We start from the raw sequence: 14176 nt of genomic DNA, 5'->3' as shown, positions 1-14176 counted from the left end.
AGGGCGGGATGCTCTACGGACTCATGGCCTACTTCGACGCGCCGGAAAAGCTCCTTATGGCGCTACGGGTTTTGCGGGAGAAGGGGTACCGCCACCTCGAGGCCCTCACCCCCAACCCCGTGGAGGGCGTGGAGGAGGTCTTGGGAGGGGACGGGCGCATCCCCTGGGTGGCCTTCGCCCTAGGGGTGCTGGGGGCGGGCCTCGGGCTTTTCCTCCAGGTCTACACCACCCTGGACTACCCCCACAACGCCGGGGGAAAGACCCTTTTGGGCTGGCCCGCCTACATCCCCGTGACCTTTGAGCTCACCATCCTCACCATCACCGTGGGGATCTTCCTCTACCTCCTCTACGTCAACGGCCTGCCTCTTTCAGCCCACCCGGCGGTGCGGGCCAGGGCCTACGCCCGGGTCCTTCTGGACGAGTACGGGGTTTTCGTCTACGCCTCGGACCCCCGGTTTGACCTCGAGGCCACCCGGGCCCTCTTGGAGGGCCTGGGGGCGGAGGTGGAGGAGGTGCGGCGTGACTAGGCTCCTTCTTCTCCTCCTGCCCCTCCTCTCCGCCTGCGGCTGGATGTGGGACCAGCCCAAGGTCAAGGCCTTTCGGGAAGCCCCCCTCAAGGTGGAGGTTTCCCCCGAGCGGGTGCGCTTCGGAGAGAACCTGAACCCCGAGGTGCGCCTGGGCCTCAAGCCCGAAGGGGGCTTCGCGGAGAACCCCTTCGCCTTCACGGAGGAGGACCTCCTCCGGGGCAAGGCCCTCTACCGGAGCTTCTGCGCCATCTGCCACGGCCTGAACGCCCAAGGGGACGGCCGGGTCATCCCCTTGGGGGTGCCGAGGCCCCGCTCCTTCCACGACCCCGGGGTGAAGGCCATGCCCGAGGGCTATTTCTACTTCGCCGCCACCAACGGTTTTGGCCGCATGCTCTCCTACCGGAGCCGGATCCCCGAGCGGGAGCGCTGGCTCATCGCCCACTACATCAAGCGGTGCCTCCTCGAGGAGGCCTGTCCCTTGGAGGTGGTGAATGCAGAGGTCTATTGAAGCGCGGCCCGCCTGGCCCCTGGTTCTGGGCCTTGGCCTTTACGCCCTGGCCTTTCTTTTCGGGGTCCAGGCCGCCTACTTCCCCTTCGCCTTCTTCCTCCTTCTCTCCTTAGGCGCCCTTCTCGTCCTCCTCCTGCACAACGCCCTAAAGAGCCGCTGGGGCCTTCCCTTGGAGCCCTACCTCTACCCCCTGGCCCGCCTCTTGCCCCTGATGGGCCTGTTGGGCCTCCCCTTCTTCTTCTTCCTGCCGGAGCTTTTTCCCTGGGCGAGACCCGAGGCCCCCTTGGACCCCATCCTGGCCCACCGGAGCCCCTACCTGAACGCCCCCTTCATGCTCTTGCGCTACGTCCTCTTCTTCGCCCTCTTTTCCTGGGTGCTCCTCAAGCTCAGACCCGGGGAGCACCGGGCCGAGGTGGGGGCCTGGGGGTTGCCCTTGGCCTTCGTGGCGGGCACCTTCCTCTCCTTTGACCTCTTCATGAGCCTCGAGGCCCACTTCTACTCCGCCTCCTACGGGGCCATCGTCCTCCTCTCCGCCGCCATCCTGGCCCTGGCCGTGGGCGTGGCCTTGGCCGCGCGGCGGGGCACGGCGGCCCTTCTGGGCCAGGCCCAGAACCACACCAACCTCCTCCTCGCCCTCTCCATCGTCTGGATCTACCTGGAGGCCACCACCCTCATCATCGTCTGGGGAGCCGACTTCCCCCACGAGGTGGAGTTCTACCTGAGGCGCCTCCAAGAACCCTGGAACGGGGTGGCTGCCCTTTGGGTGGTGGGGGGGTTCTTCCTCCCCTTCCTCTACCTCCTCACCAACCTGCCCAAGCGGGAGGCCCGCTACCTCCTGCCCGCCGCCCTTTGGGTGGCCTTCTTCCGCCTGGTGCACCTGGCCTGGTACCTCCTCCCCGCCCTGGCGCGGGGGTTTGGGGTGGGGGAGGCCTTGGGGCTTTTGGGCCTCGGCCTCCTCTTCGCCTCCCGCTTGCGGGAGTAGGGGCATTTGCACCTACCCTCACAAGCCCTCCGGGTTCACCCTGGAGATAGGGGTACGCGGTACGCGTACCCGGGAGGTGGAAGATGACGAGGGTTCTGGTCTTGGGCGGTGGCTCCGGCGGCCTGGTGGCGGCCAACAAGGTGAAGCGGCTTCTGGGGAGGGGGGTGGAGGTCACCCTGGTGGACCGGAACACCCACCACGAGTTCATGCCCGCCTACCCCTGGGTGGCCTTCGGCATGCGGGAGCCCGAGGAGATCCGCCGCCCCTTGGCCAACCTGGAGAAGCGGGGCATCCAGTACCTCCAGGCCACGGTGGAGGCCCTGGACCCGGAGAGGAACCGGGTGAAGACCACCGCCGGGGAGCTCGCTTACGACTACCTCATCGTCTCTTTAGGGGCGGAGGCCCTGCCCTCCCCGGCCCAAGACGGCCACGCCCCCTGGAGCCTGGCGGGGGCCATGAAGCTCCGCGAGGCCCTGAAGGGCTTTAAGGGCGGGAGGGTGGTGGTGGGGGTCTCCTCCCCCTACTACCCCTGCCCCCCGGCCCCCTACGAGGTGGCGGGGCAGGTGGAGTTCGCCCTCAAGGTGAAGGGCGTCCGGGAAAAAAGCACCGTGGAGGTCTTCCACGTGAACCCGGCGCCCCTTGCGGGCATGGGTCCGGTGATCTCGGGGAAGGTCTTGGAAATCCTAAAGTCCAAGGGCATCGCCTTCCACGGGGAGTTTGAGCCCACAGCCTTTGAGGGAGGGAAGGTCAGGGCCAAGGACGGCCGGGAACTGGCCTACGACCTCCTCATCCTGGTGCCTCCCTTCGCCCCCAACCGGGTGGTGCGGGAAAGCCCCCTCGCCGGGCCCCAGGGCTTCCCCGAGGTGGACCGTATGACCTTCCGCTCCCCCAGGTTCCCCAACGTTTTCGTCATCGGGGACACGGTGAACCCCGCCCTCATGCTTCCCCCTGCCGGGGTGGTGGCCCACTTCCAGGGGGAGTACGTGGCCGGGGTCATTGCCTCGGACCTCAAGGGGGCCTACATCGGCGAGCCCTTCAACCCCGTGGCCATGTGCATCATGGACTTCGGCGACAACGCCCTTCTGCCCCAGTGCTCCTTTGACCGGGTGCTGGCGGGCACGGGCATGCCCTCCTGCGGGGTTATGGCCGTGGGCAAGTGGGTGCGGGTGACCAAGATGCTCTTTGAGGGCTTCTGGTTCGCCACCCTCATTGAGTAGGAGGTGAGCATGGAAACCGCCCTCAGCGTGGAAGAGCGCCTCGCCCGCCTGGAAGAGGTGCTGGAGAAAAGCGGCCTCGGCCTCCTGGCCCAGATGGGGGTGGGGGAGACCCTCGCCGAGAACCTGGGCCTCCTCATGGACCCCAAGAACCTGCAGCTTGTCTCCCTCCTCGCCCGCTTCCTGGACCAGGCGGAGGCTCTGGAGAAGCTGGCGGAGACCCTGGAGAAGCTGGACAAGTCCGGGGCCTTGGCCTTCCTGGGGCACCTCTCGGAGAACTTCGGGGAGGGTTTGGGGATGCTCATGGAGCCCCAGCTCCTCAGGCTCGTCTCCCACGGGGCGAACCTCTTGGACATCCTTTCCCGCATTGAGCCCGCCGCCGTGGGCATGATGGCGGGGGCCTTGCAGAAGGGCCTTTCGGAAACCTTCACCCCCGAGGTGATGCAGGACCCGCCCCGGGTGGGCCTCGCCGGGCTCTTCAAGCAGCTTGCCGACCCCGAGGTGCAGAAGGCCCTGGGGGTGCTTTTCCTCCTTCTGAAGGTCCTGGGCAAGGCCTTCGGCCACATGAACGAGGAGCGGAAGGCCCTCGAGGCCCTTATGGCCAAGATGATGCCCAGGAAGTAGCTCGGTTGGGGCCCCCGCTCTGGCGGAAGCCGCAACGGGGCGCTTTAGGCCAGGGTCACCCGGTCCCGCCCCGCCTCCTTGGCCCGGAGAAGGGCGTAGTCGGCTTTAAGAACCCACTCTTCCAAGACCTCCTTCCCTTCCGGCACCTCCCCCCCGGCGATCCCGGCGGAGAGGGTGAGGGGGTGGGGGACGGGGGGAACCCGCTCGGTGCGGAAGCGCTCTCGCACGCGCTCCACCACCTCCTTGGCCGCCTCGCGCCCGGCCCCGAAGAGGATCAGGAGGAACTCCTCCCCCCCATACCGCACCGCCAGGTCCTCCTTGCGCACGCTGGCCTCCAGGATGCGCCCCAGGCGCCTTAGCACCTCGTCCCCCACGGGGTGGCCGTAGGTGTCGTTCACCCGCTTGAAGCGGTCTATGTCCAGCATGACCACGCTCACCGGGGCCTGGTAGCGCCGGGCGAGGGCGAGGAGCTTGGGGAGTTCGGCCTCGAGGCCCCGGCGGTTTAAAAGGCCGGTGAGGGGGTCGGTGAGGGCCAGGAGGCCCCACTCCGCCTGCCTCAGGACCTGGCGCAGGCGCTCCCCCAGGAGGGAGAGGAAGCCTTCCGGCACCTCTTCCTTAGGAGGGGTTTGGAGGTAAAGGTAGGCGGTGTCCCCGTTTAGGGGAACGGGAAGGGCGTGGGGGGTGCGCTCCCCCACCAGGCCCCGCCGGGCCCTGAGCTCCAGGCCCACCGCCTCGGGGAAAAGCTCCTGGGCGGCCTCGAGGGCGCCGAGGAGAACCCCCTCTGGGCTCAGGGTTTGGGTGACCCGGGGGGAGAGCCGGGCCAGGGCTTCCAGGAAGCGGGTCCAGCGTTCCGTGTGGGCCGCCGTGCGCCGCCACCCCAGGAAGGTGGCGTAGAGGAGCCCCAGGCTCCCCACAAGCCCCCCGTAGAGGGCCAAAAGGCGCACCCCCAAGGGGGTGGGCTCCTGGGTTAGGAGGGCGGGCATCAGGAAAAGCCCCCCCAGCGTCAGGGCCAGGAAGGGGAAGGGGGGCTCCTCCTGGTCCTCCGCCTCCACCCCCAGGGCCAGGAGGAGGTAGCCCAAGGTCCAGAGGAGGTGCACGGGGTGGCCCGTAGGGTAGCCCGGGCCCGCCTCCAGGAAGGCGTAGGCCATGTCCGCCACCAGAAAGAGGAGGAGCCCGGCCCCGAGGAGGGCCCGCCCGGGGAGGAAGCGCTCAAAGAGCCTTTCCAGCCTGGGGAGAAGAAGAAGGAGAAGGAGTGCGTCCCAGGCGCTGTAGATTCGGTCTACCCCGAGGGCGGGATTCAGGGCGGTGAGGAGGCCCAGAAGCCCTAGGGGCAGGAGGGCCAGGGCGAGGCGGGGAGGTTTGCCGGGGAGCCGGAGAAGGGCCAGGGTGAGGAGGGCGTAGCCCAGCAGGTAGGGGAACTCCAGGTAAAGCCCTGGGCGGAGGCGCCCCAGGTCCTCCAGGGTCCACAGGAGGTCGCCCAGCCCGAGGAAGAGGAGGGCGAACCCGAAGGCCCTTTGCCTCCTCTTCCGGGCCACGTAGGCCCCGGCCGCCAGGGCCACCAGGGGCGTGACCAGGCGCTCGCTCCAGGGGGCGGTGGGGGGAAATAGGGCGAGGAGGATAAGGACGAGGAGCCCGAGTCCATAGGAGGCCACGAGCCCAGTTTAGCCCAGGGGCCTATCCCGGCGGGTGCGTTTCTGCCAGGGCCTCGAGGGCCTGGCGCAAAACCCCAATCCCTTTGAGAAACTCCTCCACCTCCAGGTGCTCGTGGGGGGTGTGGTCCAGGGTGGAATCCCCGGGGCCGTAGGCCACCATGGGCACCGGCCAGTGGGGGGCGAGGACGTTCATGTCGCTCGTACCCGTCTTCAGCTTGAACACGGGCCTCCCCCCGGCCTTGCGGATGGCCTGGCGGAAGGCCCGGGTGAGGGGGGTGTCCTTGGGCCCCTGGTAGGGGACTTCCCGGCCGAAGAACTCCAGCTCTATGGTGGGGGGGGCGTAGGCGGTGAGGTGGCGGATGGCCTCCTCGGGGGGAAGCCTTGGAGGGAGCCTTAGGTCAAAGAACATCTCCGCCACCTGCTTGAGCTCGGCGGGGTGGACCTTGAAGTCGCGGAGGGTGTACTGCACCTGGTCAAAGGGGCGCTGGCCCACGTTCATGGCCTCGGCCCAGGCCTTGATGGCCACGAAGTAGCTGATGAGCTCCTCGGCGGCGTTGGGCTCGTGGTGGGCGGAGTGGAAGTGGTCCTTTTCCCGCCGGGCCTTCACCAAGAGCCTTCCCTTGTAGCCCAGGGTGATCCCCTCCCAGCCCGAGGGCTCCCCGATCACCGCGTAGTGGGGCTTGAGGCGGGGGGCCACGAACCGGGCCCCCTTGGAGCTTGGGGCCTCCTCCTCCGTGGCCCCCACCAGGTGGACGGTGAGGCGCTTTTTCGCCTTTTCCGAAAGCCCCGCCGCGGCGAAGACCATGGCCACGAAGGGCCCCTTGGCGTCCACCGCCCCCCGGCCGAAGAGCCTACCCCCTTCCAGGCGCACGGGGATCTGGCCGGGCACGGTGTCAATGTGCCCCAGGAGGACCACCTGGACGGGCCCTTCCCCCACCTGGCCCCGGGCGTTGTCCGCCTCGTCCACGAAGCCCCTTAGGCCTAGGCGCGCCATGCCCTCGGCCAGATACTCGGCCACCAGGCGCTCCTCCCCGGAAGGGGAGGGGATCTCCAGGGCCCCCTTTAGGAACTCAACGGGATCCAAGGCGCTTCCGCTCATAGGTTTCCTTGCTCCAGCCCACGTCCTTTAGGATGGCAAGGAGGGTCCCCGGCCTTAAAGTCTCCCCCGGGTGCACGGGTACCGTGGTGGCGCGGCCGTCGGGGTGCCGAAGCCGCACGTGGCTTCCCCGGACCCGCACCACCTGAAACCCTTCCTCCTCCAGAAGCCGGACGAGCTCCTGGCCGGTGATGGGGATAAGGCGGGGGCTCACGCGGCCTCGATTTCTAGCTCGCCCTCCAGGCCTACGACTTCGGCCTTCTCCTCTTCCAGGGATACGGCGATGGCTTCCTGCAGGCGCTGGAGGAGCTCCTCAAAGCTTTGGGCCTGGGTGTGGGCGCGAAGCTCGGGCACGTGGGCCACGAAGTAGCCCTCCTCGTCCCGCTCTACCACCACGCGGTAACGCTGCCTCATCCCCCTATGCTAGCACCGCCCTCACCGCCTCCACCACCTGCTCCAGGTCTTCCTTGGCGATGACCAAAGGCGGCAGGAAGCGGATCACCGTGGGCCCCGCCTGAAGGGTGAGGACGCGGTGCTCCTTCTCAAGCCTTTGGATGTAGGGGGCGGCCTTTTCCTTGAGCTCCAGGCCCACCATGAGGCCCATGCCCCGCACCTCCCGGATCTTGGGGGAGGGGATGGCCTTAAGCTTCTCCATGAACCAGGGCCCAAGCTCCGCGGCCCTTTCCCAAAGCCTCGTGCGCTCCAGGTAGCGGATGGCGGCCACCCCGGCGGCCATGGCCAGGGGGTTCCCCCCGAAGGTGGTCCCGTGCCCGCCCTTGGGCATGCTCCGCGCCACCTCCTCCCGCATCACCGCGGCGCCCAGGGGCACCCCGCCCCCCAGGGCCTTGGCCAGGGTGAGGATATCGGGGACGATGCCGAAGTGCTCAAAGGCGAAGCGCTTCCCCGTGCGGCCCATCCCGGTCTGAATCTCGTCCAGGATGAGGAGGGCGCCCTTTTCCTGGGTGATCTCCCGGGCCGCCTGCAAAAACTCGAGGGTCGCCGGGCGCACGCCCCCCTCCCCTTGCACGGGCTCCAGGATCACCGCCGCCGTCTCCTCGTCCACCGCTTTCCTCAGGGCCTCCACGTCGTTGTAGGGGACGAACTCCACCGGCCCCACCAGGGGCAAAAAAGGCTCCCGGTACTTGGGCTCCCAGGTGACGGAGAGGCTTCCCATGGTCCTTCCGGAGAAGCCCCGCATGGCGGCCACGAACTTCTTCCTGCCCGTGTGGGCCCGGGCGAACTTGAGGGCGGCCTCGTTGGCCTCGGTGCCCGAGTTCACGGGGAAGACCCGGTTGAGCTCCGGGGGGAGGATGGCGGTGAGGGTCCGGTAGAACTCCCCCCGCATGGGGGTGGGGAGGGTCTGGGGCATGGCCATGAGGGTTTCCGCCTGGCGCTTCACCGCCTCCACCACCTCGGGGTTGCCGTGGCCCAGGTTGGCCACCCCGTACCCGCCCACGCAGTCTATGTACTCGTTGCCCTCCGCGTCCCACACCTTCGCGCCCTGGCCGCGGACGAGGAGGAGGTCGTGCTTGGTGTAGACCCCGGTGTCCAGGGCCTTCTCCGCCTCCAAGAGGGCCCGCCAGTCTTCCTTCACCGCGCGTTCCACCTGGCACCTCCCCTAAAGAAAAGCCCCGGGGGCCGCCCGGGAAGCGCCGCTTCCCGGGCCTCTTCAGGCTTTGCCCCGGGGCCCCATCCCCCTAAGGCTAGGGGGATTGCCCCTGGGTGTCAACCCGAATAGCATGGAGCCATGGCAAGGTGGGTGGCGCTTCTTGCCCTCTTCTCCCTGGCCCAGGCCCAGGTCTTTTTCGGTCTGGGCGGAATGGACCGGAGCGTTTTCAGCGTCGGTGGGGCTCTTTTGGGTGGGGTGTGGGGGCGGGTGGGGGTGGACCACAACCTGGAGTACAGTGCCCACCTCTACCTGCGCCGGGGGGGGACCACGAACCCCTTGTCCCCCCTTTGGGGCTTGCCTGGAGCCTACTACCTGGGCTTTGGGTTGGAGGGGGGTCCTGCGCGCCCCTCGGGGCTTTTGGGCCTCGAGGCCTTCCTGGGGGAGTCCTTCGCCCTCTTCCTGGAAGGCATGGCTCCCCTCTACGGCCTGGGTGGGGCTCACTTCGGCCTCGGCCTCCGCTACTATCCCTCGGGGCGGGAGGTTTTCACCCCCTCCCTTGACCCCCAAGGCCGCTTCCGCCTCTATGTGCCCTTCCCCGCGGGCCTGCCCCTGACCCCGGCCCTGGCCTACGAGGAGGGGGGCTACGCCTTCTGGCTTGGGGGGTGGGCTTTTGCGGGCTTCGGCGCCCTCTTCCCCGCCCTGGGGGCCCAGGCTTACCTGGGGGACGCCTTCCTGGGCCTGGGGCTGGGCCACCGGGTGGGGGACGCCTGGATGGCCTTCCCCTACCTGGGCTACCGCATTTCCCTAGGGGAGGGGGTGGAGGCGCAGCTTCGCCTCCAGGCCCCCTTCCGGCTCTCGGCGCAGAAGGGCCCGGAGGATGTGTGGGGCCTTTGGGCGAACCTCTTGAACCTCGCCCTGGCCTTCGCCCTCTGATTAAAATGGCCCCGTGCGCGCTTACGTGGGCCTGGGGAGCAACCTGGGGGACCGGGCGGGCTACCTCCTTGCGGGGCTTTCCGCCCTCTCTCGGCTGCCCGAGACCCGGCTTCTCCGCCTCTCTCCCGTCTACGAGACCGACCCCGTGGGCCCGCCCCAGCCCCGCTACCTGAACCTGGTGGCCGAGGTGGAGACGGGGCTTCCCCCAAGGACCTTCTTGGAGGAGATGCTCCGCATAGAGGAGGCCCTGGGCCGGGAGCGGAAGGAGCGCTTTGGCCCCAGGACCATAGACCTGGACCTCCTCCTTTACGGCGACCTGGTCTTGGAGGAGGAGGGCCTGAGGGTGCCCCACCCCCGCCTGCACCAGCGGGCCTTCGTCCTGGTGCCCCTCTCCGATCTCATCCCCGAGGGGCGCCACCCCCTCTTGGGCCGCACCTTCGCCGAGCTCCTGGCCGCCTTGGAGCCTCGAGGGGTGTGGCCCTACCGTCCCTAGGGGGCCCTTGTGCTATAGTGGGGGCATCGCGGCAAGACCGCGCGAGGAGAAGGAAAGTGGAGCTAGAAGCGGGAAGCATCGTAGAGGGCCGCGTGGTGCGGGTGACGGACTTCGGCGCTTTCGTGGAGCTCCCGGGCGGAGAACAGGGCCTGGTGCACATCTCCCAGATCGCCCACGAGTTCGTCAAAAACGTTCGGGATTTCCTCAACGAGGGGGACATCGTTCAGGTCATGGTGAAAGGGCGCGACCCCAAGGGGCGCCTGGACCTTTCCATCAAGGACCTGACCCCGGCCCCCGAGGGAGGGCCGCCTCCCAGGCCCCGGCGCCTGCCCAAGCAGTCCCCCGAGTTTGAGAACAAACTCAAGAGCTTCCTCCGGGGCACGGGGGGCTTTGGTGGAGGCAAGAAGAAGGGCGGCAAAAGGAAGCGCTAAGCCGCGGTATGGGCCCCGGGGGTGTACGCCCCCGGGTTTTGCCGTAAAGTGGTGGGGTATGGGGAAGCCCATTGAGGTGACCGACGCCAACTTTGACGCGACCCTGGGGGGGCACCCCCTGGTCCTGGTGGACTTCTGGGCCGAGTGGTGCGCGCCTTGCCGGATGATCGCCCCCATCCTGGAGGAGCTGGCCAAGGAGTACGAGGGGAAGCTCGTGGTGGCCAAGCTGGACGTGGACGAGAACCCCAAGACGGCCATGCGCTTTAGGGTGATGAGCATCCCCACGGTGATCCTCTTCAAAAACGGCCAGCCGGTGGAGGTCCTGGTGGGGGCCCAACCCAAGCGCAACTTCCAGGCCAAGATAGAGAAGCACCTGCCTCCCAGCGCATGAGAATCGCCCTGGACGCCATGGGGGGGGACCAGGCCCCCGGGGTCACCGTCTTGGGGGCCTTGTGGGCGGCCCGGGAGGGGGTGGAGGTGGTTCTGGTGGGGGATGAGGAGGCCTTGAAGGCGGAGCTTGCCCGCCATGGGGGAAGCCTTCCCCTGGTCCACGCCCCGGACCACATCCCCATGGAGGAGCACGCCACCGAGGTGCGCCGCCGCCCCCAGAGCTCCATCATGGTGGCCATGGGCCTCCTCAAGGGGGGGGAGGTGGGGGCGGTGGTCTCCATGGGCCACACCGGAGCCACCATGGCCGCGGCCCTCTTCACCCTGGGCCGGGTTAGGGGGGTGGAAAGGCCCGCCCTCCTGGTGGAGTTTCCGAGCCAGAGGGGGCGCACCTTCCTCCTGGACGGGGGGGCCAACGCCGACTGCCGCCCTTCCTTCCTCGTCCAGTTCGCCGCCATGGGTCTGGCCTACGCCGAGGCCAGCGGCGTCCCTGGGCCCAAGGTGGGCCTTCTCTCCATCGGGGAGGAGGAGGGGAAGGGGAACGCCTTGGTCCTCGAGGCCTATCCCCTCCTTAAGGGGGCCCTCGGTCCCCGCTTTTACGGCAACGTGGAGGGGCGGGACATCTTCCTGGGCACCGCAGAGGTGGTGGTCACCGACGGCTTTACGGGGAATGTGGCCCTGAAGCTGGCGGAGGGAGAGGCCAGGGTCCTCTTCTCCTGGATCAAGGAGGCCCTTACCTCCTCCCCCTGGGCCCGGCTGGGGGCCCTCTTGGCCCGGGGGGCCCTCCGGCGGGTCAAGGAGCGGGTGGACCCCGCCCAATACGGGGCCATGCCCCTTTTGGGGGTGGAAGGGGCGGTCTTCATCGGCCACGGCTCCGCCGACGCCCTGGCGGTGAAAAACGCCCTCCTCAGGGCCAAAGCCCTGGTGGAAGCGGGCCTTGTGGAGCGCGTGCGCCAGGGCCTGGCTGCCCTACACGTCTAGGATCACCTGGGCCCTCCACAAGCCCCCCTCCCGAACCACGGAGAGCCCGTGGTAGGTGGCGCTTTTCACCTCCCCCTGGAAGCCGAAGGCTTCCTGGAAGGGCTCGCCCAGGAGGGTGGCCTCGAGGCGGAAGCCCCCTTCCTGGGGAAAGATGCGCACCCGGGCCTTGGCGGGCACGAAGCCCTTGGTCTGGATCAGGTAGATGAGCTCGTTCAGGTAGCGCACCAGGAGGGTTTCCAGGTCCTCGGCCTCCAGGACCACCCTGCGCCTCCTTTGGCCCCTTCGGGGCGGGTTCTGGAACATCACCTCCAGAAGGCCTTGGAGGGCCGCCTGAAAGAGGCCTTCTAGGCTTTCCGCCTCCAGGGCGAAGCCCACGTCGGCGGTGTGCGCTAAAGGCCTCACCACCACGCCCCCTCCTTCTCCCCCGTGGCGCCCGCCAGGTGGAAGGTTTCCGTCCAGAGGCGCTCCGGGTACTGCTCCATAAAGGCCAGAACGGAAAGGGCCTGGGTCTTGTGCTGGGCCAGGGCCTGAAGCTTCCGCGCCAGGGCCCACTCGGGGAGGCGCAACCGGTGGGTCACGGGAAAGGGGCCTTGGGGGCGGACGAAGTAGACCACCTGGGCCAGGTCCTCCGCGGCTTCCCAGGCGTAGCGGCTCGTCGCCACGTGGTCGGGGTGGCCGTTGATGCCGTCCGGGGGAAAGGTGAGCACGTACCGGGGCCTAAGGCTAAGAAGCCGCTCGCGGATGGCCAGGGCCGCCTCGGGGTGGTCCGCGAGCCCCCTGCCGCTGACCTTTCCCCTGGGCTCCCCCTCCCTCTTTGGGGGAAGGGCGTTGGGGAAGGCCAGGGCCTCGAGGAAGTCCACCTCGAGGATCTCCGCTGCCCTCTTAAGCTCCGCCAGGCGCACCTCGGGCAGGGCCTCCGGGGGGCAAAGGCCCAGGGTTCGCCCCGCCTCCCCCCGGGTAAGGGTGAGGATCCCGGTCCTAAGCCCGGCTTCCTTGGCCAAAAGGAGGGCGCCCCCTGCCCCAAAGGTTTCGTCGTCGGGGTGGGGCACCACCACCAGGAGGTCCACCATGCCCCCATCTTGACAGAAAGCCTCCCCCCTGGTACATTCAATGTTGCGCCGGTTGGACCGGCGGGGGATCTTGAAAGCGCGGGAATAGGCCAAACGCAAGCACAAGACGCCTTCTAGGCGTTTTTTCTTGGAGAGTTTGATCCTGGCTCAGGGTGAACGCTGGCGGCGTGCCTAAGACATGCAAGTCGTGCGGGCTGCGGGGTTTTACTCCGTGGTCAGCGGCGGACGGGTGAGTAACGCGTGGGTGACCTACCTGGAAGAGGGGGACAACCCGGGGAAACCCGGGCTAATCCCCCATGTGGACGTGCCCTGTGGGGTACGTTTAAAGGGTTTTGCCCGCTTCCGGATGGGCCCGCGTCCCATCAGCTGGTTGGTGGGGTAAAGGCCCACCAAGGCGACGACGGGTAGCCGGTCTGAGAGGATGGCCGGCCACAGGGGCACTGAGACACGGGCCCCACTCCTACGGGAGGCAGCAGTTAGGAATCTTCCGCAATGGGCGCAAGCCTGACGGAGCGACGCCGCTTGGAGGAGGAAGCCCTTCGGGGTGTAAACTCCTGAACCCGGGACGAAATCCCTGTGGAGGGGGCTGACGGTACCGGGGTAATAGCGCCGGCCAACTCCGTGCCAGCAGCCGCGGTAATACGGAGGGCGCGAGCGTTACCCGGATTTACTGGGCGTAAAGGGCGTGTAGGCGGCTTGGGGCGTCCCATGTGAAAGACCACGGCTCAACCGTGGGGGAGCGTGGGATACGCTCAGGCTAGACGGCGGGAGGGGGTGGTGGAATTCCCGGAGTAGCGGTGAAATGCGCAGATACCGGGAGGAACGCCGATGGCGAAGGCAGCCACCTGGTCCGTTCGTGACGCTGAGGCGCGAAAGCGTGGGGAGCAAACCGGATTAGATACCCGGGTAGTCCACGCCCTAAACGATGCGCGCTAGGTCTTTGGGTTTACTGGGGGCCGAAGCCAACGCGTTAAGCGCGCCGCCTGGGGAGTACGGCCGCAAGGCTGAAACTCAAAGGAATTGACGGGGGCCCGCACAAGCGGTGGAGCATGTGGTTTAATTCGAAGCAACGCGAAGAACCTTACCAGGCCTTGACATGCTGGGGAACCCGGGTGAAAGCCTGGGGTGCCCTGTGAGGGGAGCCCTAGCACAGGTGCTGCATGGCCGTCGTCAGCTCGTGTCGTGAGATGTTGGGTTAAGTCCCGCAACGAGCGCAACCCCTGCCGTTAGTTGCCAGCGGGTGAGGCCGGGCACTCTAACGGGACTGCCTGCGAAAGCGGGAGGAAGGCGGGGACGACGTCTGGTCAGCATGGCCCTTACGGCCTGGGCGACACACGTGCTACAATGCCCACTACAGAGCGAGGCGACCTGGTGACGGGGAGCGAATCGCGAAAAGGTGGGCGTAGTTCGGATTGGGGTCTGCAACCCGACCCCATGAAGCCGGAATCGCTAGTAATCGCGGATCAGCCATGCCGCGGTGAATACGTTCCCGGGCCTTGTACACACCGCCCGTCACGCCATGGGAGCGGGTTTTACCCGAAGTCGCCGGGAGCCTACGGGCAGGCGCCGAGGGTAGGGCCCGTGACTGGGGCGAAGTCGTAACAAGGTAGCTGTACCGGAAGGTGCGGCTGGATCACCTCCTTTCTAAGGAGTAACTCTAAGCCTGTTC

Annotated in this window: 17 protein-coding genes and 1 rRNA gene; 11 read left to right on the top strand and 7 right to left on the bottom strand. The window is 67.7% G+C overall.

What is annotated here, in order from left to right:
- Positions 1-8: 8 nt before the first annotated feature.
- From ACY5J6_RS10555 to ACY5J6_RS10535, 5 genes are all read left to right on the top strand, one after another.
- Complete coding sequence (locus ACY5J6_RS10555) at positions 9-527, top strand: DUF3341 domain-containing protein (RefSeq protein ID WP_462845017.1); 519 nt, start codon at positions 9-11, stop codon at positions 525-527.
- The gene (locus ACY5J6_RS10550) at positions 520-1035 is read left to right on the top strand and encodes a c-type cytochrome (RefSeq protein ID WP_462845015.1); all 516 of its coding nucleotides are present in this window, start codon (positions 520-522) and stop codon (positions 1033-1035) included. The genes ACY5J6_RS10555 and ACY5J6_RS10550 overlap by 8 nt, the downstream gene beginning before the upstream one ends.
- On the top strand, positions 1019-2017 hold the full coding sequence (locus tag ACY5J6_RS10545) for a hypothetical protein (RefSeq protein WP_462845013.1): 999 nt from the start codon (positions 1019-1021) through the stop codon (positions 2015-2017). The genes ACY5J6_RS10550 and ACY5J6_RS10545 overlap by 17 nt, the downstream gene beginning before the upstream one ends.
- Before the next feature lie 83 nt (positions 2018-2100).
- The gene (locus ACY5J6_RS10540) at positions 2101-3234 is read left to right on the top strand and encodes an NAD(P)/FAD-dependent oxidoreductase (protein WP_462845012.1); all 1134 of its coding nucleotides are present in this window, start codon (positions 2101-2103) and stop codon (positions 3232-3234) included.
- A gap of 9 nt (positions 3235-3243) precedes the next feature.
- Positions 3244-3855: a helical membrane plugin domain-containing protein gene (locus ACY5J6_RS10535; RefSeq protein ID WP_462845010.1), complete on the top strand. Its 612-nt coding sequence runs from the start codon at positions 3244-3246 to the stop codon at positions 3853-3855.
- Between the two features lie 44 nt (positions 3856-3899).
- Here ACY5J6_RS10535 and ACY5J6_RS10530 read toward each other — a convergent pair whose 3' ends face one another.
- The 5 genes from ACY5J6_RS10530 to lysJ are packed head-to-tail and all read right to left on the bottom strand — an operon-like array spanning position 3900 to position 8209.
- The gene (locus ACY5J6_RS10530; protein ID WP_462845008.1) at positions 3900-5507 is read right to left on the bottom strand and encodes a GGDEF domain-containing protein; all 1608 of its coding nucleotides are present in this window, start codon (positions 5505-5507) and stop codon (positions 3900-3902) included.
- A gap of 22 nt (positions 5508-5529) precedes the next feature.
- Complete coding sequence (locus tag ACY5J6_RS10525) at positions 5530-6606, bottom strand: [LysW]-lysine hydrolase (protein WP_462845007.1); 1077 nt, start codon at positions 6604-6606, stop codon at positions 5530-5532.
- Positions 6578-6817, bottom strand: coding sequence for a type II toxin-antitoxin system HicA family toxin (locus ACY5J6_RS10520; RefSeq protein ID WP_462840793.1), 240 nt, complete (start codon positions 6815-6817; stop codon positions 6578-6580). Before ACY5J6_RS10520 ends, ACY5J6_RS10525 begins: the two co-directional genes overlap by 29 nt.
- On the bottom strand, positions 6814-7017 hold the full coding sequence (locus tag ACY5J6_RS10515) for a DUF1902 domain-containing protein (RefSeq protein ID WP_054638177.1): 204 nt from the start codon (positions 7015-7017) through the stop codon (positions 6814-6816). The genes ACY5J6_RS10520 and ACY5J6_RS10515 overlap by 4 nt, the downstream gene beginning before the upstream one ends.
- 4 nt (positions 7018-7021) lie before the next feature.
- On the bottom strand, positions 7022-8209 hold the full coding sequence (gene lysJ / locus ACY5J6_RS10510) for a [LysW]-aminoadipate semialdehyde transaminase LysJ (protein ID WP_462845005.1): 1188 nt from the start codon (positions 8207-8209) through the stop codon (positions 7022-7024).
- Between the two features lie 141 nt (positions 8210-8350).
- Between lysJ and ACY5J6_RS10505 the strand changes: the two genes are divergently transcribed.
- The 5 genes from ACY5J6_RS10505 to plsX are packed head-to-tail and all read left to right on the top strand — an operon-like array spanning position 8351 to position 11437.
- The gene (locus tag ACY5J6_RS10505) at positions 8351-9145 is read left to right on the top strand and encodes a hypothetical protein (RefSeq protein WP_462845004.1); all 795 of its coding nucleotides are present in this window, start codon (positions 8351-8353) and stop codon (positions 9143-9145) included.
- Between the two features lie 13 nt (positions 9146-9158).
- Positions 9159-9638: a 2-amino-4-hydroxy-6-hydroxymethyldihydropteridine diphosphokinase gene (gene folK / locus ACY5J6_RS10500; protein ID WP_462845002.1), complete on the top strand. Its 480-nt coding sequence runs from the start codon at positions 9159-9161 to the stop codon at positions 9636-9638.
- 56 nt (positions 9639-9694) lie between these two features.
- On the top strand, positions 9695-10069 hold the full coding sequence (locus ACY5J6_RS10495) for a S1 RNA-binding domain-containing protein (RefSeq protein WP_054638711.1): 375 nt from the start codon (positions 9695-9697) through the stop codon (positions 10067-10069).
- A gap of 58 nt (positions 10070-10127) precedes the next feature.
- Positions 10128-10460, top strand: a complete 333-nt coding sequence (trxA, locus tag ACY5J6_RS10490; RefSeq protein WP_054638712.1) for a thioredoxin — start codon at positions 10128-10130, stop codon at positions 10458-10460.
- Positions 10457-11437, top strand: coding sequence for a phosphate acyltransferase PlsX (plsX, locus tag ACY5J6_RS10485; RefSeq protein WP_462845000.1), 981 nt, complete (start codon positions 10457-10459; stop codon positions 11435-11437). The genes trxA and plsX overlap by 4 nt, the downstream gene beginning before the upstream one ends.
- Here plsX and ACY5J6_RS10480 read toward each other — a convergent pair.
- Positions 11426-11845 carry an archease gene (locus tag ACY5J6_RS10480; RefSeq protein WP_462844999.1) on the bottom strand — a complete coding sequence of 140 codons (420 nt, stop codon included), beginning with the start codon at positions 11843-11845 and terminating at the stop codon, positions 11426-11428. The two genes, plsX and ACY5J6_RS10480, sit on opposite strands and share 12 nt — an antisense overlap.
- Positions 11836-12504 carry a PIG-L deacetylase family protein gene (locus tag ACY5J6_RS10475; RefSeq protein WP_462846527.1) on the bottom strand — a complete coding sequence of 223 codons (669 nt, stop codon included), beginning with the start codon at positions 12502-12504 and terminating at the stop codon, positions 11836-11838. Before ACY5J6_RS10475 ends, ACY5J6_RS10480 begins: the two co-directional genes overlap by 10 nt.
- A gap of 127 nt (positions 12505-12631) precedes the next feature.
- Here ACY5J6_RS10475 and ACY5J6_RS10470 point away from each other — a divergent pair.
- A 16S ribosomal RNA gene (locus ACY5J6_RS10470) occupies positions 12632-14151 on the top strand.
- Positions 14152-14176 lie beyond the last annotated feature (25 nt).

The sequence above is a fragment of the Thermus sp. H19.2 genome (assembly GCF_054979525.1).
Note: the sequence above shows the minus strand (reverse complement) of the source record. Positions and strands in the feature narration are given on the sequence as shown.